A 21705-nucleotide genomic window follows, 5' to 3' on the forward strand; every position below is an offset into this window, starting at 1 on the left:
ACATAAGGTGGGCTTATGAGTGAGGCTAGTGAGTCGGAGGGGCGGCGGGCGGACCTCGCGCACCGCGTGCCGGATCTCGGCGCGCTGGAGCTGTTGCTGGCGGTGGCGCGGCTGGGCAGTCTCGGCGCGGCCGCGCGCGAGGTCGGCATCACCCAGCCGGCGGCCAGCAGCCGCATCCGCTCGATGGAACGCCAGCTCGGCGTGGCCCTGGTCGACCGCTCGCCGCGCGGTTCCCGGCTGACGGACGCCGGCGCGCTGGTCACGGACTGGGCGCGACGGGTGGTGGAGGCTGCTGAGGCCTTCGACGCGGGCGCGCAGGCGCTGCGGGACCGGCGGGACTCGCGGCTGCGGGTGGCGGCGAGCATGACGATCGCCGAGTATCTGCTGCCGGGCTGGCTGCTCGCCCTGCGTGCCGCCCGCCCGGACACGGCGGTGTCGCTGCTTGCCGGGAACTCGGCGGCGGTGGCCGAGCGCCTGCTCTCCGGCGAGGCCGACCTGGGCTTCGTGGAGGGCCTCACGGTCCCCGCGGGCCTGGACTCCGCGGTCGTCGCCCATGACCGCCTGATCGTCGTCACCGCACCCACGCACCCCTGGGCCCGCCGCCGGCGCCCGCTCACGGCGGACGAACTGGCGGCGACGCCCCTGATCCTGCGGGAGCGCGGCTCCGGCACCCGCCAGGTCCTGGACGCCGCGCTGGGCGGCCTGGCCCGCCCCCTGATCGAGCTCTCCTCCACCACCGCGGTCAAGTCCTCGGCCGTCGGCGGCGCCGGACCCGCGGTGCTGAGCGAACTGGCGGTGGGGGAGGAGCTCGGGATGCGCCGCCTGGTGAGCATCCCGCTGGCGGACATGACCCTGGCCAGAAAGCTGCGGGCGGTATGGCCCACGGGCCACCGCCCGACGGGCCCGGCACGGGAGTTGCTGTCGCTGACGCGGGGGTGAGTTCCCGTGCGGGCCGAGGGTGCCGGGGCAGTGGTGAGCGCCAGGCTCAGGACGCGGCCGCGACCAGCGCCCGCATCACTCGCAGGTCCTCACCCATCTCCGGATGCCACTGCACGCCGAGCACCCAGCCGGCGGCCGACGGGAGTTCGACGGCTTCCACCGTGCCGTCCGCCGCGTGGGCCGTGGGGACCAGGCCCTCGCCGAGCCGGTCCACCGCCTGGTGGTGATAGGTCGGTACGGAGGTCTCCTCCGGGGCGAGGGCGGCGTACCGCGTGCCCGGGACCGGCTTGACCGGGTGCTCGCCGTAGACCCCGACCACCTCGGCGTGCCCGTCGATGTGCTGGACCAGTGTGCCGCCGAGGGCCACGTTGAGCAGCTGCATGCCCCGGCAGATGCCCAGCAGCGGGACGCCCGCGGTCAACGCCGCGTCGATCAGGGCGAGTTCCCAGGTGTCGCGGGCCCGGGCGGGCGGTCCGGTACGGGGGTCGGGCTCGGCGCCGTAGCGCACCGGTTCGACGTCCGGGCCGCCGGCGATCACCAGGCCGTCGAGGCGCGTCACGGTCACCGCGGCGTGCCTGGGCTCGTCCGGCGGCAGCATCGCGGCCAGGCCGCCGGCCCGCTGGACCAGCCCCGGGTACGCGGCCGGCAGCAGCGCCGCCGCCATGTCCCACACGCCCCACCGCACGCTCGGCTCCAGATACGTGCTGACGCCGATCAGTGGTCTGCCCGTCATGCGGCCGCCCTCCCGCTGCCTCTAATGGACTGTCGCCATACCTTTGATTCACACTTTTGCGGAACGGCTCCGGCGGGGCAAGCCCCCGATCGGACAAGCCCCCGATCACGTCCGTCGAGTGTCAGGTCAGGAAGCCCCGCAGCAGCGCCGCCGACCCAGCGCAGTGCTCCCGCATCACCTCGCGCGCTCCGTCCGCGTCGCCCTCCAGCACCGCCTCGACCAGCGCGGTGTGCTGCCGCTGCGAGTGGTCGAGGTTGCGCACGAGCAGGGGGATGCAGTCCAGCAGATCGTTCACCGTCGCGCGCACCGCCGCGTACTGCGCGGTCAGGGTCGGCGAGCCGCACAGTTCGGCGAGGGTGAGGTGGAGCAGGGTGTCGTGGCGCCGGTACTCGGCCAGGGGCGCGTCGTGCGTGCGGGCCAACGCCGCGCGCAGCGTCTTCGTCTGCTCGCCGGTCAGCCCGTGCGAGGCGCACAGTCCCGCCGCGCCCACCTCCAGCACCTCCCGGAAGCGCAGCACGTCCTCGATGTCCACCTCGGCGATCCGGCGCCGCAGTTCGGCCTCGCCGCCCGCGTCCGTCCGCGGCAGGACGAACGTTCCGCCGTACCGCCCGCGCCGCGATTCCACCAGCCCCTGGTCCTGGAGCACCTTCAGCACCTCGCGCAGCGTCACCCGGCTGATCCCGAGCCGCTCCGCCAGTTCCCGCTCGGCCGGCAGCCGTTCGCCGCCCGGCACCAGGCCGAGGCGTACGACCTGCAGGATCTGCTCCAGCGCCTCCTCGAAGCCGTTGCCCGCCCGCACCGGCCGCAACACCGGGGCGAGCCGATCGGCGACCGGCCCCGGCCCTTCCGGACCCGTCTCCCGCGACATCCGGTCGCACCCCCTTCCCAAGCAATGGTTCTCAGCAATACCTTAGGGCTCCCGGCCCGGCCGAAACAGCGCGATGAAGCCGAAGGAGCTCTCCCGTGGCAGACCGCACCGCCCCGCTCGGAGTCGAGGAGCTGCACGCCCTCGTCGCGAGCGGTGAGATCGACACCGTCGTCCTGGCCTTCCCCGACATGCAGGGGCGGCTCCAGGGCAAGCGGTTCGCCGCACGCTTCTTCCTCGACGAGGTCCTGCGCCACGGCACCGAGGGCTGCAACTACCTCCTCGCTGTCGACGCCGAGATGAACACCGTCGACGGCTACGCCATGTCCTCCTGGGACCGCGGTTACGGCGACTTCGCCATGCACCCCGACCTGACCACCCTCCGCCGCGTCCCCTGGAACCCGGGCACGGCCCTGCTCATGGCGGACCTCGCCTGGGACGACGGTTCCCCGGTCGTCGCCGCGCCCCGCCAGATCCTGCGCCGCCAGCTGGAGCGGCTCGCCGAACTCGGCTACACGGCCCAGGTCGGCACGGAGCTCGAGTTCATCGTCTTCAAGGACACCTACGAGCAGGCCTGGGACGCGAACTACCGCGGACTCACCCCCGCCAACCAGTACAACATCGACTACTCCGTGCTCGGCACCGGCCGCATCGAGCCCCTGCTGCGCCGCATCCGCAACGAGATGGCCGCCGCCGGACTCACCGTCGAGTCGGCCAAGGGCGAGTGCAACCCCGGCCAGCACGAGATCGCCTTCCGCTACGACGAGGCCCTGGTCACCTGCGACCAGCACGCCGTCTACAAGACCGGCGCGAAGGACATCGCCGCCCAGGAGGGCGTCTCGCTCACCTTCATGGCCAAGTACAACGAGCGGGAGGGCAACTCCTGCCACATCCATCTCTCGCTCGCCGACGCCGACGGCGGCAACGCCATGGCCGGACAGGGGGAGGGCGGCATGTCGGACGTCATGCGCCACTTCCTCGCCGGTCAACTCGCGGCGCTGCGCGACTTCTCGCTCCTCTACGCCCCCCACATCAACTCCTACAAGCGGTTCCAGCCGGGCTCCTTCGCCCCGACCGCCGTCGCCTGGGGCTACGACAACCGCACCTGCGCCCTGCGCGTCGTCGGCCACGGCCGCTCCCTGCGCTTCGAGAACCGGCTGCCGGGCGGCGACGTCAACCCGCACCTCGCCGTCGCAGGGCTGGTGGCCGCCGGGCTCCACGGCATCGAGCAGCGGCTGGAGCTGCCCGACCCCTGCCCCGGCAACGCCTACACCGCCGGGTTCGAGCACGTTCCCACCACCCTGCGCGAGGCCGCCGAGCTCTGGGAGAACAGCCCCATCGCCAAGGCCGCCTTCGGCGACGAAGTGGTCGCGCACTACCGCAACATGGCGCGTGTCGAGCTGGAGGCGTTCGACGCCGCGGTCACCGACTGGGAGCTGCGCCGCTCCTTCGAACGCATGTGAGGTCCTTCTTGTCCCCCGAGCACGAGCCCCCCGAGTACGAGTCCCGCGCGCACGAGCTTCAGGTACTGAACCCCGCGACTGAAGAGGTCGTCGCCACCGTCCCGGCCGCCTCGGCGGCCGACGTGGACGCCGCCGTCGTACGCGCGACGCGGGCGCAGATCCGGTGGGCCGCCCTCGCGCCCGCCGACCGCGCCCGCCTGCTGCGCCGCTTCGCCGACGCCGTCGACGCCCATGTCGAGGAGCTCGCCCACCTGGAGGTCCGCGAGGCCGGCCACCTCCTGGGCAACGCCCGCTGGGAGGCCGGCAACGCCCGCGACCTCCTCCTCTACGCGGCCGGCGGCGCCGAACGCCTCCTCGGCAAGCAGATCCCCGTACCCGGCGGCTGGGACGTCACCTTCCAGGAGCCCCTCGGCGTGGTCGGCGTCATCGCTCCCTGGAACTTCCCCATGCCCATTGCCGCCTGGGGTTCCTTCCCGGCCCTCGCCGCGGGCAACGCGGTCGTCCTCAAGCCCGCCGAGACGACGCCCCTCACCGCCCTGCGCCTGGCCGAACTCGCCCTGGAGGCAGGGCTTCCCGAGCACCTCTTCCAGGTCCTGCCCGGCTACGGCCACATCACCGGACGCGCGCTCGTCGACCACCCCGACGTGGCGAAGATCGTGTTCACCGGCTCCACCCGAACCGGCCGCGAGGTCATGGAGCGCTGCGCCCGGCACATCAAGCCCGTCACCCTCGAACTCGGCGGCAAGAGCCCCAACATCGTCTTCGCCGACGCCGATCTGAAGGCCGCCGTCGACCCCTTCTCCTTCCTGGACAACTCCGGTCAGGACTGCTGCGCCCGCACCCGCATCCTCGTCCAGGAGACGGTGTACGACGAGGTCCGCGAGCTGCTCGCCGACGCGCTGTCCGCCGTGGTGGTGGGCGACCCGGCCGACGAGAAGACCCGGATGGGTCCGCTCGTCTCACGTCAACAGCTGGACCGCGTACGGTCGTTCGTGCCGGTGGACGCCCCCGCGCTGCGCGGCAGCGCCCCCGACGGGCCCGGCTTCTGGTTCGCGCCCACCGTCCTCACGGGGGAGCGGCCCGACTCCGCCGCGGCCCGCGAGGAGATCTTCGGCCCGGTCGCCGTCCTGCTGCCGTTCGCCGACGAGGCGGACGCGATCCGCCTCGCCAACGACACCCCGTACGGCCTCGCCGGCTCCCTGTGGACCCGTGACCTCGGCCGCGCCCTGCGCGTCTCCCGGGCCGTCCGCGCGGGCAACCTGTCCGTCAACTCCCACTCCGCCGTGCGCTACTGGACCCCGTTCGGAGGGTTCCAACAGTCCGGCGTCGGCCGCGAGCTGGGCCCGGACGCACTGACCGCCTTCACCGAGACCAAGAACGTCTTCATCAGCACGGAGGACCCCGCACAGTGACTGATCAGACCTCGGAAACCAGCTGCCGCCGCCTGGTCGGCCGTACAGCCGTCGTCACCGGAGCCGGCAGCGGCATCGGCCTCGCCACCGCCCGCCGGCTCGCCGCCGAGGGCGCCCACGTCGTCTGCGCCGACGTCGACGAGACGCGCGGCAAGGCCGCCGCGGAGGAAATCGGCGGGCTCTTCGTAAAGACGGACGTCACCGACCCCGAGCAGGTCGAGGCCCTGTTCAAGACCGCCTACGACACCTACGGCAGCGTCGACGTCGCCTTCAACAACGCCGGCATCTCCCCGCCCGACGACGACTCCATCCTGGAGACCGGCCTGGAGGCCTGGAAGCGCGTCCAGGAGGTCAACCTCACCTCCGTCTACCTGTGCTGCAAGGCCGCCATCCCCTACATGCGCCGGCAGGGCAAGGGCTCCATCATCAACACCGCGTCCTTCGTGGCGAGGATGGGCGCGGCCACGTCCCAGATCTCGTACACCGCCTCCAAGGGCGGCGTGCTGGCCATGTCCCGGGAACTGGGCGTGCAGTTCGCGCGGGAGGGGATCAGGGTCAACGCCCTGTGCCCCGGGCCGGTCAACACCCCGCTCCTGCAGGAGCTGTTCGCCAGGGACCCGGAGCGGGCGGCCCGCCGCCTGGTCCACATCCCGGTCGGCCGGTTCGCCGAGGCGGCGGAGATCGCCGCCGCCGTGGCCTTCCTCGCCAGCGACGACTCCTCCTTCGTGAACGCCACCGACTTCCTGGTGGACGGCGGAATCGCGGGCGCGTACGTCACGCCGTTGTAGCGGACACACCGACACGGTCCGGGGCGTAAGTAACTCCTTCTGGCCTGGACCCTGGCAGCGGCCGCCGCCCTGGCGGCCGCACCCACCGTTCCTCCAGCGGGCGTCGGGCGGGTCAGAGGAACGTGCGGCCTTCTCCCCGGTAGGTGGGCACCGTGGCCGTCACCGCCTCACCCTCGACCAGGTGCAGCTCGTCGAACCGCTCGCACAGCTCGCCGGCCTTCGCGTGCCGGAACCACACCTTGTCGCCGATCAGCAGATCGTCGGCGGGCGAGCCGAGCAGCGGCGTCTGCACCTCGCCGGGCCCCTCCTGGGGGTCGTACCGCAGCCCCTGAGGCAGATACGGCATCGGCAGCCGGTCGCGTCCGGCCGCGCCCGAGGCCGGATAGCCGCCGCCCAGCACGGTCACGACCCCCACCCCCGGCCGCCGTACGACGGGCAGGGCGAAGAGGGCGGCCGGGCGGCCGGTGAAGGACGTGTAGTTGTCGAAGAGGCGCGGCACGTACAGCCCCGACCCGGCCGCGATCTCGGTGACGGCGTCCTCGGCCGCCGTGTGCTGCACACTTCCCGTGCCGCCGCCGTTGACGAACTCCAGGCCGGGCACCACGGACCGGACGGCCCGCACCACGGCGGCCCGCCGCTCGGCCAGTTCGCGCCGGGCCGCCGCCTGCATCAGGCGGACGGCACGCGACCGCAGGGGCCGCCCGGCGACGGCGTCACCGACACCGGCGATGTGCCCCTCGTACGCCATGATCCCCACGAGCGCGAAACCCGGCCGCCGGGCCACCGTCCGCGCCAGATCGGCGGCCTGGCCGGGGGAGTGCAACGGCGAGCGCCGCGCACCCACCCGCAGCCGCCCGCCGAGCAGCTTCAGCGAGGTGTCCAACTCCAGGCAGACCCGCACCACTTCACGGCCGCCGTCGCGGGCCGCGTCGATCAGGTCGAGCTGGGCCGGGTCGTCGACCATGACGGTGACCGCGGAGGCGAGCTTGGGATCGGCGGCCAGCTCGGCGAATCCGGCCCGGTCGGCGGACGGATACGCGAGCAGGACGTCGTCGAAGCCGGAGCGGGCCAGCCACAGCGACTCGGTGAGAGTGAAGGACATCACGCCCCGGAAGCCGTCCCTGGCCAGAACGCGCTCCAGCAGGGCGCGGCAGCGCACGGACTTGCTGGCGACCCGGACCGGCTTCCCGCCCGCCCTGCGCACCAGATCGTCCGCGTTGGCGTCGAAGGCGTCCAGGTCCACGAGCGCGAGAGGTGCGTCCAGAGAGGCCGTGGCCCGGTCGTAACGGGCGCGGTCGGCGGCGCGCGCAGTCATGAACGAAGCCTGCCAGACGGGATTACCGCAGGGTAGAGGGATGTTCCGGGCAGATGCCGCGGGGGCGCCGACTGGTTCCCGTCGGCCCAGGAAGAAGCCGTAGAGTGACGCCACATACGGCGGTACGACGACGCCGGCCGGTGCACGCGCAAACGGGCCGGGCGCGGGCCGGGGCAAGAGGAAACGGGGGGTTGATGAGCACGGACGCGCGACACGCTCCCGTCTCTCCCTCTCCCAGCCCCGCCGTCCCACCGCCGAATTCGAGGACGTCCGCCTCCGCCGCGTCAGGGGGCGACGCCGACGCGAGTTCTCCCGCGTCCGGCTCCCGCACGGCGGCCGGGCCGCGCCCCGCCGATCCGCGACAGCCTCACACCCCGGCCCCCGACACGGGTTCCGCACCGCCCCCGCCGCCGGCCTCGGCACGCTTCCCGGACGCGCCCCCGACCACCGAAGGCGCCATCCCCGGTGAGCCGGCCGCCGACGCGACGCCGCCCCGCCCGGACGAGAAGCGTCCGGCCGTCGATCCCCGGACCGCCCTGGCCACCCCCGTCGAGCCGTCGTCGTCGGAGACGACCACACGCCTGCGCCCGGTGCCTCCGGAGACGACGCCCACGACGACGTGCGCGGCGGTCGGCACCGAGGCCGGGACCGGCCCGGGTCCGTCGGCCGTGCCGTCCAAGCCCGATGTCCCCCCGGCGTACGCGCCGCCCGGTGCCCTGCCCCCGGAGGTCCCGGCCGCGGCCCCGATCCCGGACCCGGCCCTCTCCTGGAGCGCGCCCACGGTGCCCGGCGGAGGCCGGCCCCTCGTCTCGTTCGCGCAGCCCGAGGGATACGGCGGCGCGGGTACGCGGCCCCGGCTGCCGAACCTGCGGCCGCGCACCCGCGTCGCCGTTGCCGCCGCCTGCGTCGTGCTCGGCCTCGGGCTCATCGGCGGTGCCGTGACCGGGAGTTGGATCACCGACGACTCCGGGAGCCCGGACGGCGGCAGCGGCTTCAGCGAGGCCGCCGGCCTGTGGCACGACGCGCCGGTCGACGCACTGTTCCCGCGCACCGTGGAGGGCAAGGGCGCGGGACCGGGCGGCGCCGACCGCACCTGGACGCGGATCGCCGTCGCGCACGACAGCGACTGCGCGACCGCCTTCGACCCGCTGCTGCGCAAGGCGCTCGCCCCCGTCGGCTGCCGGCGCCTCCTGCGAGCCACCTACACGGACGCCACCCAGAGCTACGTCACCACCGTCGGCCTCCTCTTCACCAAGGCCGACTCCGCCGCCATGTCCTCCCTGGCGGCCCGCTTCAAGGACCAGGGCCTGGACCGCCGTACCGACCTGATGCCCCGCCCGTACGCCGCGAAGGGCACCCTCGCCGAGGGCTTCGGCGAGGGGCAGCGGGCCAGCTGGACCGTGTCCGTCCTCACCGACGCCCCGGTCGTCGTCTTCGCCGTCTCCGGCTGGGCCGACGGCCGCGACGTCGACACCCCGCAGCCCGCGGCCGACGCCCTGCGGCCCGGTACCGCCACGGCCCCCGCCCAGGCCGGCCTCGGCCAGGAGGCGCAGGGCCTCGCCGACCGCGTCGAACGACGCCTGCGCAAGACCGTCAGCCCGGCCACGGAGCAGCCCTCATGAGGCGATCGACGCGCGGCCACCGCCGCATGGGTACGACCGGGACCGCGGCCCTGAGCCTGTTCCTCGCCGGTTCCCTCGTCCTCCTCCCGTCCACCACGGCGTACGCCGACGGCATACGGGCCAAGCAGTGGGCCCTGTCCGCGCTGCACACCCAGAACGCCTGGCGCACGACCAAGGGCAAGGGCGTCACCGTCGCCGTCCTGGACACCGGGGTCGAGGCCGACCATCCCGACCTGGCCGGCAACGTCCTGCCCGCCAAGGACCTGGTCGGCTTCGGCGCCCGGCGCGGCGACCGCAGCTGGGCCCGGCACGGCACCGCGATGGCCGGCATCATCGCCGGACACGGACACGGACCCGGCGACTCCGACGGCGTCATGGGCATCGCCCCCGAGGCCAGGATCCTCCCGGTCCGGGTGATCCTGGAGGACGGTGACGGGGCCCGCGGCAAGGCCCGCAACACCCGCGGCAACGCCCTCGCCGAGGGCATCCGCTGGGCCGCCGACCACGGCGCCGACGTCATCAACCTCTCCCTCGGCGACGACTCCGCCTCCGCGCACCCCGAGCCCAGCGAGGACGAGGCCGTCCAGTACGCCCTGAAGAAGGGCGTCGTCGTCGTGGCCTCCGCGGGCAACGGCGGCGACAAGGGCGACCACATCTCCTACCCGGCCGCCTACCCGGGCGTGATCGCCGCCACCGCCGTCGACCGCTACGGCACCCGCGCCTCCTTCTCCACCCGCCGCTGGTACGCCACCGTCAGCGCGCCCGGCGTCGACGTGGTGATCGCCGACCCCGACCACAAGTACTACGAGGGGTGGGGGACCAGCGCCGCCTCCGCCTTCGTCTCCGGCGCCGTCGCGCTCGTCAGGGCGGCCCACCCGGACCTCACCCCGGCCCAGATCAAGAAGCTCCTGGAGGACACCGCGCGCGACGCGCCGGACCACGGCCGCGACGACTCCCGGGGCTACGGCTTCATCGACCCCGCCGCCGCCCTGAAGGCGGCCGACGGCATCAAGCCGCAGCACCTCCACCCGGCCGCCTACGGCGAGAAGTACTTCGGCTCCGGACCCGACACGGCCGGAACCGTCTCCGACCCCTCCGTCTGGGCGGGGCCCCTCGCGGGCGGCCTCGGCGCCCTGCTCCTCGTCGCGGCCGTCGCCCTGTGGCGGGGCCGCCGCGACGGCCACGGGTGACCTACCCGGCCGGGCGCGCCGAGCCCGGGGCGAACACCGACACGGCGGCCCGCGCCGCCGCCTCGACCAGCGAGACGCCGTCCTCCAGCGAGGCGCTGCCGTTCGAGAGCACGGCCACCAGGTAGCCGGTGCCGTCCACCGTCACGCACCCGATGCTGTTGACGACCCACAGCCCGGTCGTGCTGCGCGGCAGCCAGCCGTTCTTCAGGGCCGACGCGCAGCCGTCGGCCGCGGCCGAGACGCCCCAGCGCTGGCCGGACTCGACGGCGCCCATCAGCTCCCGGACGTATTCCCGGGAGGCCGCTTCCAACCGCGAGTCGTCCCCGAACACGTGCTGGAGCAGGGTGAGTTGGTCGGCGGCCGTGGTCCGGGTCAGCCCCCACAGCCCGTCGCCGCCGGCCGTGGTCCGGGTGAGCCCGAGGCGCCGGTGCGCCGCGTCGAGGCCGGCCGCCCCGCCGATGACGTGCCACAGCGCCGTCGCGGAGGCGTTGTCGCTGCGCCCGATCATGTCCGTGGCGTATGTCTTCTCGGCCGCCGTGAGGCACCGGCCCGCGTCCTGTGTCTGGAGCAGCAGGGCCGCCAGGATGCCGACCTTGACGACGCTCGCCGTGTCGAAGGCGCCGTCGCCGTAGGCGGCGCCCGCGCCGGAGGCCAGGTCCCGCACCGCCGCCGAGACCCTCGCGCCCGACGGCACGGTCACCGACTCCATCGCCCTGCCCAGCAGCTCGTCCCGCTTCACTCTCGGCGCACCTCCCAGGGGCCGCACCGGTCCACCGGCGGCTCCCCTATAGGGTCGGTGACCGTGGCGAACAAGAACATCCCCGACTCCGGCTTCTCCGACGACGACGGCTCGGCCGACCCCCGGCTGAGCGCCGCGCTCGCCGCCTGGGCCGAGGACCGCACCGCCGTGGGCCACGTCCTGGAGGCGCTCAAGGGCGCCCGGCTGCTCGTCCCCGTGGTGGCCGTGCTGGGCGAGGTCGAGGAGGACGAGAACGGGCTGCGCCGCGAGAAGACCAGCGACATGGCCGTACCCACCCTGAAGGCCGGACCCCGCACCGCGCTGCCCGCCTTCACGTCCACCGAGTCGCTGGCCCGCTGGGATCCCGAGGCCCGCCCCGTCGCCGTACCCCTGCACCAGGCGCTGCAGGCCGCCGCGCACGAGAAGGCGGACACGGTCGTGCTGGACATGGCAGGGCCGGTGCCGTTCGAGCTCACCGGACCCGCGCTGCTGGCGCTCGCCGAGGGCCGTACGACGACCGACCCGCTCGCCGACCCGGCCGTCGTCGAAGCGGTGCGCGCCGCCGTGGCCGCCGAGCCGGCCGTGCTCCGTGCCCACCTCGGCCCCGGCCAGGCCGACGGCACGCTCGCCCTCGTCCTCGACCGGGCCGCCGCCCCCGCCGAGGCCGCCCGCGCCGTGGCGCAGCGCCTCGCGGCCGACGACACGCTGAGGGCCCGCCTGGTGCGCGGCCTCGACCTGGCACTGCTGCCGGCCGGGACCACGCCTCCGGGCGAGCCCTTGTACGTACGAGGCTGAGGCCGAGGATCTAGGGTCTCTCGTTTGGATCAGGCCGGGCTCGCGGGGTCTGGTGCGCACATCTGCGGCGTTGTCGTCGGTTGCCGACTCCCCCAAGCTCTCGGCTGCGCTCGAGCAGGGGGGGACCCCCATCGCGTCGACGCCCTCCTCCGCCTTGCAGCTGCACGCACCAGACCCCGCTCCCTGATCCGGCCTGATCCAAACGAAAGACCCTAGCCGTAGACCGGGCCCGTGTACTTCTCGCCCGGTCCCTGGCCCGGCTCGTCCGGGACGAGCGACGCCTCGCGGAACGCCAGCTGCAGCGACTTGAGGCCGTCGCGCAGCGGCGCCGCGTGGAACGAGCTGATCTCGGTCGTGCTCGCGTCCAGCAGACCGGCGAGCGAGGTGATTAGCTTGCGGGCCTCGTCCAGGTCCTTGTGCTTCTCGCCGTCCTCGGTCAGCCCCAGCTTCACGGCGGCGGCACTCATCAGGTTGACGGCGACGGTCACGATCACCTCGACGGCGGGGACCTCGGCGATGTCGCGGGTCATCTCGTCGTAGTCGGGCTGCTCGGGGGAGCCGGAGGGGGAGGTCTCACTCATGGTCCACACGATAGGCGCAGCGGGGGACACGCCCCCACCCGCCCCGCGTGCGCGCGGGGGCGGCCCCTCGGGTCACCCTCGGCCTCGATTGGCCGTGGACCTGGGATGCTGCTAGCCTTGTGGGACGACCGGCCGGACGCGTATGCCAAGCGGCGAGCGAGCCCGGCCCACAAGTGGAGGCTTCGAACTCCCACCTGGCTGCCCTTGGGGCGGCGGGTCACCGGTCAGACGGTCCCGTCCTGGCGACGGTGATCCGTCCGAAAGCGCGCCCCGCGATATTCGCGGCGGTGCTCCGGTAGTTCGAGGAGCCCCGCCTGTGATCGTCCGGGGCATTTTTCGTGCACCGGCGCGGTTAGGTCTAACGAATACAAGACGTTACGCGGCTGTCCGCCAGGCCGTCGCGTGGTGCTTACCGAGGAGGATCCATCAGCGCCGAGCCCCGCATCAACGACCGGATTCGCGTTCCCGAGGTGCGACTCGTCGGTCCCAGCGGCGAGCAGGTCGGCATTGTGCCGCTTGCCAAGGCCCTGGAGCTTGCGCAGGAGTACGACCTGGACCTGGTCGAGGTCGCGGCGAACGCCCGTCCGCCCGTGTGCAAGCTCATGGACTACGGGAAGTTCAAGTACGAGTCGGCCATGAAGGCCCGTGAGGCGCGCAAGAACCAGGCGCACACGGTCATCAAGGAGATGAAGCTCCGGCCGAAGATCGACCCGCACGACTATGACACCAAGAAGGGTCACGTCGTCCGGTTCCTCAAGCAGGGCGACAAGGTCAAGATCACGATCATGTTCCGTGGTCGCGAGCAGTCCCGTCCCGAGCTGGGCTACCGACTGCTGCAGCGCCTGGCGGAGGACGTCCAGGACCTCGGGTTCGTCGAGTCGAACCCGAAGCAGGACGGTCGCAACATGATCATGGTCCTCGGTCCGCACAAGAAGAAGACCGAGGCGATGGCCGAGGCCCGTCAGGCGCAGGAGGCCCGCAAGGCGGAGGCGAAGGCCAACCCCGGCCGCTCGCAGAACGCCGCGGGCACCGAGGACGCTGCGGAGACCGAGGTCGCCGAGGCCCCTGCCGAGGCTTCCGCCGAGGCGTGATCCCGGGGGACGCGAGTCCCCAGGATGTAACCGATACAAGAGCGACGCTCCACCGTGCCCGGTTTCGCGACCGGGCACAGGAGCGCCACCGACGAGGAGAGAACGGCGCTATGCCGAAGAACAAGTCGCACAGCGGTGCCAGCAAGCGCTTCAAGGTCACCGGCTCCGGCAAGGTGCTCCGTGAGCGCGCCGGCAAGCGCCACCTGCTCGAGCACAAGTCGTCCCGCGTGACGCGTCGCCTCACCGGCAACGCCGAGATGGCCCCGGGCGACGCCGCGAAGATCAAGAAGCTTCTCGGCAAGTGACGTGAGCGGCGCTCACACCGAGCGCCGTACGTCTTGACCGGGACCCAATCATTTCCGGGTCGTGTGAGTCTGAGTCCACTCCACGGCCCCGCTACAAGGAGTTAAAAAAGTGGCACGCGTCAAGCGGGCAGTCAACGCCCACAAGAAGCGCCGGGCGATCCTCGAGCAGGCCTCCGGCTACCGCGGTCAGCGTTCGCGCCTGTACCGCAAGGCCAAGGAGCAGGTCACCCACTCGCTGGTCTACAACTACAACGACCGCAAGAAGCGCAAGGGCGACTTCCGTCAGCTGTGGATCCAGCGCATCAACGCCGCTGCCCGCGCCAACGGCATCACCTACAACCGCTTCATCCAGGGTCTGAAGGCCGCGAACATCGAGGTCGACCGCAAGATCCTGGCTGAGCTGGCCGTCAACGACGCCGGCGCGTTCGCCGCGCTGGTCGAGGCCGCGCAGAAGGCGCTGCCGGCGGACGTCAACGCGCCCAAGGCTGCGTGACGCTGCGCCGGCTCCAGGCCGACGTGACTGTACGGACCCGTGGGCTTCGGCCCGCGGGTCCGTTCTGTTGTGTGGTGCAGCGATGTCTGCCACCGTCGAAATCCACCGTCGTGGCTGATCGCCGCCGTGACGGGACAAAGCTGAGGTGACTTTTGATGGCCCCCGCCACCCCCGAGCTGATCTCTCCCCGCTCCGCGCGCGTGAGCGCCGCGCGTCGGCTCGCCAAGCGGAACTTCCGGGGGAAGGAGCGGCTGTTCCTCGCGGAGGGGCCGCAGGCCGTGCGGGAGGCGGCCGCGCACCGGGTCGACGGCGTGTCCACCCTCGTCGAGCTGTTCGCCACCGTCGAGGCCGCCGAGCGGTACGCCGACATCGTGGGGGAGGCCCGCGGCGCGGGCGCCCGGGTGCATCTGGCCTCCGAAGAGGTCGTCGCCGACATCTCCACCACCGTCACGCCCCAGGGGCTCGTCGGGGTGTGCCGGTTCCTCGACACCCCCTTCGAGGACATCCTCGCCGCCCGGCCGAAGCTCGTCGCCGTCCTGGCGAACGTCCGCGACCCCGGCAACGCCGGCACCGTCCTGCGCTGCGCCGACGCCGCCGGAGCCGACGCGGTCGTCCTCACCGACGCCTCCGTCGACCTCTACAACCCCAAGGCCGTACGCGCCTCCGTCGGCTCCCACTTCCATCTGCCGGTCGCCGTCGGCGTCCCCGTCGATCGGGCCGTCGAGGGCCTGAAGGCCGCCGGTGTGCGCATCCTCGCCGCCGACGGGTGCGGCACGGACGACCTCGACGACGAGCTCGACAAGGGCACCATGGGCGGGCCGACGGCCTGGGTGTTCGGGAACGAGGCCTGGGGGCTCCCGGAGGAGACCCGTGCGCTGACGGACGCCGTCGTGCGCGTCCCCATCCACGGCAGGGCCGAGAGCCTGAACCTCGCCACCGCGGCCGCCGTATGCCTCTACGCGTCGGCCCGTGCACAGCGTGCCTCCGGAGGGTGCCGCTCTGTCACCAAGAGCTAGTAGGGTGACCAGCTCGGGACCCCGGTGACTGAAGGGTGGGGTACGGGGATGAGCGTGGGCACGAGCGGTGCGCCGGAAGGGCGAGGCGTGCGGTGCGTACCCGCGCCCCGGCACGGTGATCCCGCCGGACTCGGCATCGACCCCGACGAGCTGCCCGACGGTCTGGTCGTCGCGGACGAGCACGGCCGCGTCGTCTGCTTCAACGCGGCGGCCGCCCGCATCACCGCCCTGTCCCCCGACGACGCCCTCGGTCTGCGCCTGGAGAAGGCCCTGCCGCTGGAGGACCTGGAGGGGCGGCGCTGGTGGCAGCTCACCGATCCCTACGGCGGCCTCGCCATCCGGGTGCGCCAGCCCGAGCGCAACCTGCTGCTGCCCGGCGGCCGCGAGGTCCTCGTCTCGGCGCGATACGTCCGCAGCGAGCCCACCGGGCCCGTCCGGCGCGTCGTCGTCTGCCTGCGCGACACCGAGGCCCGCCGCCGCACCGAGCGCAGTCACGCCGAGCTGATCGCCACCGTCGCCCACGAGCTGCGCTCGCCGCTCACCTCCGTCAAGGGGTTCACGGCCACGCTGCTCGCCAAATGGGAACGGTTCACCGACGACCAGAAGCAGCTCATGCTGGAGACCGTCGACGCCGACGCGGGCCGCGTCACCCGGCTCATCGCCGAACTGCTCGACATCTCCCGGATCGACTCGGGCCGGCTCGAGGTGCGCCGCCAGCCCGTCGACATGGGCGCGGCCGTCGGCCGGCACATCCAGGCGTACGTCGCCGCGGGGCAGCCCGCCGACCGTTTCCTGCTGCGCATCGAGCAACCGCTGCCCGCCCTGTGGGCCGATCCCGACAAGGTCGACCAGGTACTCAGCAACCTGCTGGAAAATGCCGTGCGGCACGGCGAGGGAACGGTCACCATTGACATCACGCCCTCGGCGTCCCCCCGCGAGGGAGAGGACACCGGCACGTCGGTCACGGTGAGCGACGAGGGGCCCGGCATCCCGGAGGAGTCCATGAACCGCGTCTTCACCCGCTTCTGGCGGGGCAGCAAGCGCGGCGGCACGGGGCTCGGGCTCTATATCGTCAAGGGCATCGTCGAGGCCCACGGCGGCACCATCACGGTCGGCCGCGCGGCCGACGGCGGCGCCGAGTTCCGATTTACGTTGCCCGTGAGCGTGCCCGCCTTCATGGCGTGAGCAGCCCGCGGGCGCATTCGCAATCTCCAACCCCGTTAGACTCGGCCTTTGGCACCTTTGTGTCCCACTGACGCCAGACGGACCACAAGGATTGGTCCACGAGCCGGTGACGGGGACCATCAGCCAGCCAATCGGAAGCACGGGAAGAGATGTCGGCACCTAATAAGTCGTACGACCCAGTCGAGGTCGAGGCGTTGAAACCGGAAGAGATCGAGCGCATGCGGGACGAGGCGCTCGCCGCCTTCGCCGCCGCGGACTCCCTCGACGCGCTCCACGAGGCCAAGGTCGCCCACACCGGCCCCGCCTCCTCGCTGGCGCTCGCCAACCGCGAGATCGGCGCCCTGCCCCCGCACGCCAAGGCCGAGGCCGGCAAGCGCGTCGGCATGGCCCGCGGCGCCGTGAACAAGGGCCTGGCCGCGCGCCAGGCCGAGCTGGAGGCCGAGCGCGACGCCCGCGTCCTGGTCGAGGAGGGGGTGGACGTCACGCTGCCGTACGACCGCGTACCGGCCGGCGCCCGCCACCCGCTCACCACGCTCTCGGATCGCATCGAGGACATCTTCGTGGCCATGGGCTACGAGGTCGCCGAGGGCCCGCAGGTCGAGGCCGAGTGGTTCAACTTCGACGCGCTCAACATCGGCCCGGACCACCCGGCCCGCGGCGAGGCGGACACGTTCTTCGTGCAGGGCCCGAAGGGCGGCACCGAGTCCGGCGCCGTGCTGCGCACGCACACCTCGCCCGTGCAGATCCGCTCCCTGCTGGAGCGCGAGCTGCCGGTCTACGTGATCTGCCCCGGCCGCGTGTACCGCACCGACGAGCTGGACGCGACCCACACGCCCGTCTTCAACCAGGTCGAGCTGCTCGCCGTCGACGAGGGCCTCACCATGGCCGACCTCAAGGGCACCCTGGACCACATGGTCCAGTCGCTGTTCGGCGAGGGCATGAAGACCCGGCTGCGGCCGAACTTCTTCCCGTTCACCGAGCCGTCGGCCGAGATGGACATGCTCTGCTACGTCTGCAAGGGCGAGTCCGTCGGCAACCCCGACCGGCCCTGCCGCACCTGCTCGTCCGAGGGCTGGATCGAGCTCGGCGGCTGCGGCATGGTCAACCCGCGGGTGCTCACCGCGTGCGGCGTCGACCCCGAGAAGTACAGCGGATTCGCCTTCGGGTTCGGCATCGAGCGGATGCTGATGTTCCGCCACAACGTCGAAGACATGCGAGACATGGTCGAGGGTGACGTCCGGTTCACCCGGCCGTTCGGGATGGAGATCTGATGCGGGTCCCGCTTTCTTGGCTGCGGGAGTACGTCGACCTGCCGGCGACCGAAACCGGCCGTGACGTCCAGGCCAAGCTCATTTCGGCCGGCCTGGAGGTCGAGACCGTCGAGCAGCTCGGCGCCGACCTCAAGGGCCCGCTCGTCGTCGGCCAGGTGCTGACCATCGAGGAGCTGGAGGGCTTCAAGAAGCCGATCCGCTTCTGCACCGTCGACGTCGGCACCGCCAACGGCACCGGTGAGCCCCAGGAGATCGTCTGCGGCGCCCGCAACTTCGCGGTCGGCGACAAGGTCGTCGTGGTCCTGCCCGGCGCCGAGCTGCCCGGCGGCTTCTCGATCGCCGCCCGGAAGACCTACGGCAAGACGTCCCACGGCATGATCTGCTCCGGCGACGAGCTGGGCATGGGCGAAGACGGCAGCCACGGCATCATCGTGCTGCCGCCGGAGACCGAGGTCGGCCGCGACGCCATCGAGCTCCTCGAACTCGTCGACGAGGTCCTGGACATCGCCGTCACCGCCAACCGCGGCGACTGCCTGTCCATCCGCGGCGTCGCCCGCGAGGCCGCCATCGCCTACGGCCTGCCGCTGCGCGACCCGGCCCTGATCGACGTACCGGCCCCGAACGCGTTCGGCTACCCGGTTGAGGTCTCCGACCCCGTGGGCTGCGACCGCTTCACCGCCCGTACGGTCACCGGTCTGAGCCCCGAGGCGCGCTCCCCGATCTGGCTGCAGCGCCGCCTGCAGAAGGTCGGCATGCGCCCGATCTCGCTCGCCGTCGACATCACCAACTACGTGATGATGGAGCTCGGCCAACCGCTGCACGCCTACGACCGGAACCTGGTCCAGGGCACCATCGGCGTGCGCCGCGCCCAGGAGGGCGAGAAGCTCGTCACCCTCGACGGCGTCGAGCGCAAGCTGCACGCCGAGGACCTGGTGATCACCGACGAGCGCGGCCCGATCGGCCTCGCCGGCGTCATGGGCGGCGCCAACACCGAGATCGCCGACCACGACGACGTCGAGAACGCGACCACCGACGTGGTCATCGAGGCCGCCCACTTCGACCAGGTCGCGATCGCGCGCACGGCCCGCCGCCACAAGCTGTCCTCCGAGGCCTCGCGCCGCTTCGAGCGCGGCGTCGACCCGGAGGCGGCCGCCGCCGCGGCCCAGCGCACCGCCGACCTGCTGGTGCTGCTCGCGGGCGGCACCGCCGAGGCCGGTGTCACCGAGGTCGTCACGCCGTCCGGTCCGCACACCATCGCCATCCCGGCGAACCAGCCCGACAAGGTCGCGGGCGTCGACTACGGCCGCGAGACCGTCGTACGGCGTCTGCAGGAGATCGGCTGCGACGTGTACGGGCAGGACGAGCTGATCGTCACCGTGCCGTCCTGGCGGCCCGACCTCGTCGAGCCGAACGACCTGGCCGAAGAGGTCATCCGCCTGGAGGGCTACGAGAACCTGCCCTCGACGCTGCCCAAGCTGCCGTCGGGCCGCGGCCTCACCCACCGCCAGCGGCTGCACCGCCGCGTCGGCCGGGCCCTGGCCGGCGCCGGGTACGTCGAGTCGCCGAACTACCCGTTCGTCAGCGAGCAGGTCTTCGACCAGCTCGGCCTGGAGGCCGACGACCCGGCCCGCCGCGTCGTCCGGCTGACCAACCCGCTCAACGACGAGGAGCCCGCGCTCCGCACGTCGCTGCTGCCGGGTCTGCTCGGCGCGCTGCGCCGCAACGACGGCCGCGGCTCGCACGACCTGGCCCTCTTCGAGACCGGCCTGGTCTTCCAGCCGCGCGAGGAGCAGCGCGTCGCCGGGCACCTGCCCGTCGACCGCCGCCCCACCGACGAGGAGATCGCCGCGCTCAACGCCGCGCTGCCCGAGCAGCCGCGCCACGTCGCCGTCGCCCTCGCGGGCGCCCGCGAGCAGGCCGGCTGGTGGGGCAAGGGCCGTCCGGCCGACTGGGCCGACGCGATCGAGGCCGCGCGCACGGTGGCTCATGAGGCCGGCGTCGAGCTGGTCGTGCGGTCCGGCCAGTACGGGCCGTGGCACCCGGGCCGGTGCGCCGAGCTCGCGGTCGTCGCCGACGGCACCGAGCGGGTCGTGGGCCACGCGGGCGAACTGCACCCGCGCGTCCTGAAGGCCCTGGGCCTGCCCGCGCGCACCTGCGCGATGGAGCTGGACCTCGACGCCGTGGAGCGGGCCGGCGACGGCCCCCCGCAGGCGCCGAGCATCTCCACCTTCCCGGTCGCCACGCAGGACGTCGCCCTGGTCGTGGACCAGTCGGTCCCGCAGGCGGACGTCGAGGCGGCTCTGCGCGAGGGCGCCGGTGAACTCCTCGAGTCCATCCGGCTGTTCGACGTGTACGAGAACGCCGCGCAGCTCGGCGAGGGCAAGAAGTCGCTGGCGTACGCGCTGCGCTTCCGGGCGGGCGACCGGACGCTGACCGTGGACGAGGCTTCCGCGGCTCGGGACGCGGCGGTCGCCCTCGCGGGGGAGCGTACGGGAGCGGTGCTTCGGGGCTAGTACCCCGCGCCCCTTCAGCGCGTTGCCCCTGCCGCTAGCTGCATAAATGCGGTGTCTCTGAGGCAGCCTCACTCGTTCGAGTGGGAACTGTCGGCGGTCCGGCCCTTGCCGGGTCAGGGCGTCGACAGAATCGGACCGGCCTTTCGGGGCCGGTCCGATTGCTGTGTCAGGGCTTCCATGGGGGCATCGGCCTGATCCACATCAAGGCGCGGGCACCCCCCCCGACGGCGAGCCCCGGGCACGTCACGCGCGCGCACCCTGGGACTGTCCACCGCGTGGGGCGGTATGGCGGTCGCCTACAAGCTGGGCTGCCCGCTCGCCCAGCAGAACGGGCTCGGCGCGCGCATCGTGACCAGCGCCGTGTTCCTCGCCGTCGGCACCGGGCTGATGGTCCACGTCCGGCGGTCCCTGCTGCAGGAGCTGAGGCAGGCCCGCCGGGTCGCAGGCGCCGCGCAGAACGCCCTCCTGCGGCCCCTGTCCCCGCGCCTCGACGGCCTCGACGTCGCCGCGGCCCAGCTCTCCGCCGACCCTGGCGCGGCCATCGGCGGTGACCTGTACGAGGCGATAGCCACCGAGCACGGCGTACGGGTCGTGATGGGCGACGTGCGCGGCCACGGGCTGGCCGCCGTCGCCACCGCGGCCGCCGTCCTCGGCAGCTTCCGCGAGGCCGTCCACGACGAGCCCGACCTCGGCGCCGTACTGCGCCGACTGGATCGCGCACTCGGCCGCCACCTGCGCGAACGGGCCCGCGCCGAACATCCTTCCAGCGCCCCGGACAGGCCGGTCGCCGAGGAGTTCGTCACCGTACTGCTCCTGGAGATCCGCCGCGACGGCCGGCTCCGCGCCCTCAACTGCGGCCATCCGTGGCCGTATCTGCTCAGCGGCCCCCGCGTCGACCCCCTCAGCAACGCCGAACCGTTCCTAGAGACTGAGCCCGTTCCCGCTGCCGGCCGACCTCGCCGCCGTACGCTGCGGCCACCTGCTGCCCGGCGAGTCCCTGGTCCTGTTCACGGACGGCGCGGAGGACGCGCGGGACGCGCGCGGTGAGTTCTTCTCCCTCCCGACCGTCCTGGCCGAGGCGAACCACGATCCCCAGACGATCCTGGGTACGGTCCTCACAGCTCTGCTCCACCACACGGGAGGCAGTCCGACCGATGACATCGCCCTCCTGGTCCTGTGCAACGAACGCCGGCACCGGCCGACCTCAGGGGCGCGGGGAACTGCGCGACCAGCCACAGTGAACCCGCAGCCGACACCACACCGATAGCACCCACCCCCCTTGGTCGCCCGGCCGAAGCCGACGGCCAGGCCACCGCACTTGTTCGAGGGGGAGCCGGTGGCCCGGCCGGCCTCTGACGAGGCATTTCAGTCAACCGAGTGGGGCCTCCC

General features: G+C 72.9%; 19 protein-coding genes and 1 pseudogene. 15 read left to right on the forward strand and 5 right to left on the reverse strand.

What is annotated here, in order from left to right:
• Positions 1 to 15 precede the first annotated feature (15 nt).
• Entirely contained in the window at positions 16 to 939 is a 924-nt protein-coding gene (locus ABZ910_RS12590; RefSeq protein ID WP_361362638.1) for a LysR family transcriptional regulator, read from the forward strand.
• Positions 940 to 985: 46 nt separating this feature from the next.
• Here ABZ910_RS12590 and ABZ910_RS12595 read toward each other — a convergent pair whose 3' ends face one another.
• A complete protein-coding gene (locus ABZ910_RS12595) occupies positions 986 to 1672 on the reverse strand; it encodes a gamma-glutamyl-gamma-aminobutyrate hydrolase family protein (RefSeq protein ID WP_361362641.1) in 687 nt (228 codons plus the stop codon).
• A 121-nt stretch (positions 1673 to 1793) separates the two neighbouring features.
• Positions 1794 to 2540, reverse strand: coding sequence for an FCD domain-containing protein (locus ABZ910_RS12600; RefSeq protein ID WP_361362644.1), 747 nt, complete (start codon positions 2538 to 2540; stop codon positions 1794 to 1796).
• A gap of 95 nt (positions 2541 to 2635) precedes the next feature.
• Here ABZ910_RS12600 and ABZ910_RS12605 point away from each other — a divergent pair, with 95 nt between their 5' ends.
• The 3 genes from ABZ910_RS12605 to ABZ910_RS12615 are packed head-to-tail and all read left to right on the forward strand — an operon-like array spanning position 2636 to position 6200.
• Positions 2636 to 4000: a glutamine synthetase family protein gene (locus tag ABZ910_RS12605; RefSeq protein WP_361362647.1), complete on the forward strand. Its 1365-nt coding sequence runs from the start codon at positions 2636 to 2638 to the stop codon at positions 3998 to 4000.
• Between the two features lie 8 nt (positions 4001 to 4008).
• Positions 4009 to 5412 carry an aldehyde dehydrogenase family protein gene (locus tag ABZ910_RS12610; RefSeq protein WP_361362650.1) on the forward strand — a complete coding sequence of 468 codons (1404 nt, stop codon included), beginning with the start codon at positions 4009 to 4011 and terminating at the stop codon, positions 5410 to 5412.
• On the forward strand, positions 5409 to 6200 hold the full coding sequence (locus tag ABZ910_RS12615) for a 3-oxoacyl-ACP reductase (protein WP_361362653.1): 792 nt from the start codon (positions 5409 to 5411) through the stop codon (positions 6198 to 6200). The genes ABZ910_RS12610 and ABZ910_RS12615 overlap by 4 nt, the downstream gene beginning before the upstream one ends.
• Positions 6201 to 6312: 112 nt before the next feature.
• Here the strand turns inward: ABZ910_RS12615 and ABZ910_RS12620 are convergent, their stop codons facing one another.
• On the reverse strand, positions 6313 to 7515 hold the full coding sequence (locus tag ABZ910_RS12620) for an amino acid deaminase/aldolase (protein WP_361362656.1): 1203 nt from the start codon (positions 7513 to 7515) through the stop codon (positions 6313 to 6315).
• 194 nt (positions 7516 to 7709) lie between these two features.
• Between ABZ910_RS12620 and ABZ910_RS12625 the strand changes: the two genes are divergently transcribed.
• Positions 7710 to 9137 carry a hypothetical protein gene (locus ABZ910_RS12625; RefSeq protein ID WP_361362659.1) on the forward strand — a complete coding sequence of 476 codons (1428 nt, stop codon included), beginning with the start codon at positions 7710 to 7712 and terminating at the stop codon, positions 9135 to 9137.
• Entirely contained in the window at positions 9134 to 10327 is a 1194-nt protein-coding gene (gene mycP / locus ABZ910_RS12630; protein WP_361362662.1) for a type VII secretion-associated serine protease mycosin, read from the forward strand. The genes ABZ910_RS12625 and mycP overlap by 4 nt, the downstream gene beginning before the upstream one ends.
• 1 nt (position 10328) lies before the next feature.
• Here the strand turns inward: mycP and ABZ910_RS12635 are convergent, their stop codons facing one another.
• Complete coding sequence (locus ABZ910_RS12635; protein ID WP_361362870.1) at positions 10329 to 11036, reverse strand: serine hydrolase; 708 nt, start codon at positions 11034 to 11036, stop codon at positions 10329 to 10331.
• 93 nt (positions 11037 to 11129) lie between these two features.
• On the opposite strand from ABZ910_RS12635, the gene ABZ910_RS12640 reads away from it, so the two are divergent.
• Entirely contained in the window at positions 11130 to 11861 is a 732-nt protein-coding gene (locus ABZ910_RS12640; protein WP_361362665.1) for an SseB family protein, read from the forward strand.
• Between the two features lie 212 nt (positions 11862 to 12073).
• Here the strand turns inward: ABZ910_RS12640 and ABZ910_RS12645 are convergent, their stop codons facing one another.
• Positions 12074 to 12442 carry a DUF1844 domain-containing protein gene (locus tag ABZ910_RS12645; RefSeq protein WP_361362668.1) on the reverse strand — a complete coding sequence of 123 codons (369 nt, stop codon included), beginning with the start codon at positions 12440 to 12442 and terminating at the stop codon, positions 12074 to 12076.
• 425 nt (positions 12443 to 12867) lie between these two features.
• Here ABZ910_RS12645 and infC point away from each other — a divergent pair, with 425 nt between their 5' ends.
• The 8 genes and pseudogenes from infC (at position 12868) to ABZ910_RS12685 (ending at position 21583) form a co-directional block, all read left to right on the forward strand.
• Entirely contained in the window at positions 12868 to 13533 is a 666-nt protein-coding gene (infC, locus tag ABZ910_RS12650) for a translation initiation factor IF-3 (protein WP_361362872.1), read from the forward strand.
• Positions 13534 to 13643: 110 nt separating this feature from the next.
• Positions 13644 to 13838 carry a 50S ribosomal protein L35 gene (rpmI, locus tag ABZ910_RS12655; protein WP_004933563.1) on the forward strand — a complete coding sequence of 65 codons (195 nt, stop codon included), beginning with the start codon at positions 13644 to 13646 and terminating at the stop codon, positions 13836 to 13838.
• 109 nt (positions 13839 to 13947) lie between these two features.
• A complete protein-coding gene (gene rplT / locus ABZ910_RS12660; protein ID WP_100825257.1) occupies positions 13948 to 14331 on the forward strand; it encodes a 50S ribosomal protein L20 in 384 nt (127 codons plus the stop codon).
• A gap of 155 nt (positions 14332 to 14486) precedes the next feature.
• A complete protein-coding gene (locus ABZ910_RS12665) occupies positions 14487 to 15347 on the forward strand; it encodes an RNA methyltransferase (RefSeq protein WP_361362671.1) in 861 nt (286 codons plus the stop codon).
• A gap of 48 nt (positions 15348 to 15395) precedes the next feature.
• A complete protein-coding gene (locus ABZ910_RS12670; protein ID WP_361362674.1) occupies positions 15396 to 16532 on the forward strand; it encodes an ATP-binding protein in 1137 nt (378 codons plus the stop codon).
• A 149-nt stretch (positions 16533 to 16681) separates the two neighbouring features.
• The gene (gene pheS / locus ABZ910_RS12675; RefSeq protein ID WP_361362676.1) at positions 16682 to 17803 is read left to right on the forward strand and encodes a phenylalanine--tRNA ligase subunit alpha; all 1122 of its coding nucleotides are present in this window, start codon (positions 16682 to 16684) and stop codon (positions 17801 to 17803) included.
• Positions 17803 to 20316, forward strand: a complete 2514-nt coding sequence (gene pheT, locus ABZ910_RS12680) for a phenylalanine--tRNA ligase subunit beta (protein ID WP_361362679.1) — start codon at positions 17803 to 17805, stop codon at positions 20314 to 20316. The genes pheS and pheT overlap by 1 nt, the downstream gene beginning before the upstream one ends.
• Before the next feature lie 285 nt (positions 20317 to 20601).
• A pseudogene (locus ABZ910_RS12685) lies at positions 20602 to 21583 on the forward strand (PP2C family protein-serine/threonine phosphatase).
• The last annotated feature ends 122 nt before the right edge of the window (positions 21584 to 21705 follow it).

Source organism: Streptomyces sp. NPDC046805 (assembly GCF_040645355.1).
Taxonomy (GTDB): Bacteria; Actinomycetota; Actinomycetes; order Streptomycetales; family Streptomycetaceae; genus Streptomyces.

Excerpts from the sequence above, each read along its gene's own strand:
- ABZ910_RS12590 (WP_361362638.1), top strand. The coding sequence starts at position 16 with ATGAGTGAGGCTAGTGAGTCGGAGGGGCGGCGGGCGGACCTCGCGCAC.
- ABZ910_RS12595 (WP_361362641.1), bottom strand. The coding sequence starts at position 1,672 with ATGACGGGCAGACCACTGATCGGCGTCAGCACGTATCTGGAGCCGAGC.
- ABZ910_RS12600 (WP_361362644.1), bottom strand. The coding sequence starts at position 2,540 with ATGTCGCGGGAGACGGGTCCGGAAGGGCCGGGGCCGGTCGCCGATCGG.
- ABZ910_RS12620 (WP_361362656.1), bottom strand. The coding sequence starts at position 7,515 with ATGACTGCGCGCGCCGCCGACCGCGCCCGTTACGACCGGGCCACGGCC.
- ABZ910_RS12625 (WP_361362659.1), top strand. The coding sequence starts at position 7,710 with ATGAGCACGGACGCGCGACACGCTCCCGTCTCTCCCTCTCCCAGCCCC.
- mycP (WP_361362662.1), top strand. The coding sequence starts at position 9,134 with ATGAGGCGATCGACGCGCGGCCACCGCCGCATGGGTACGACCGGGACC.
- ABZ910_RS12635 (WP_361362870.1), bottom strand. The coding sequence starts at position 11,036 with ATGGAGTCGGTGACCGTGCCGTCGGGCGCGAGGGTCTCGGCGGCGGTG.
- ABZ910_RS12645 (WP_361362668.1), bottom strand. The coding sequence starts at position 12,442 with ATGAGTGAGACCTCCCCCTCCGGCTCCCCCGAGCAGCCCGACTACGAC.
- rpmI (WP_004933563.1), top strand. The coding sequence starts at position 13,644 with ATGCCGAAGAACAAGTCGCACAGCGGTGCCAGCAAGCGCTTCAAGGTC.
- ABZ910_RS12665 (WP_361362671.1), top strand. The coding sequence starts at position 14,487 with ATGGCCCCCGCCACCCCCGAGCTGATCTCTCCCCGCTCCGCGCGCGTG.
- ABZ910_RS12670 (WP_361362674.1), top strand. The coding sequence starts at position 15,396 with ATGAGCGTGGGCACGAGCGGTGCGCCGGAAGGGCGAGGCGTGCGGTGC.
- pheS (WP_361362676.1), top strand. The coding sequence starts at position 16,682 with ATGTCGGCACCTAATAAGTCGTACGACCCAGTCGAGGTCGAGGCGTTG.
- pheT (WP_361362679.1), top strand. The coding sequence starts at position 17,803 with ATGCGGGTCCCGCTTTCTTGGCTGCGGGAGTACGTCGACCTGCCGGCG.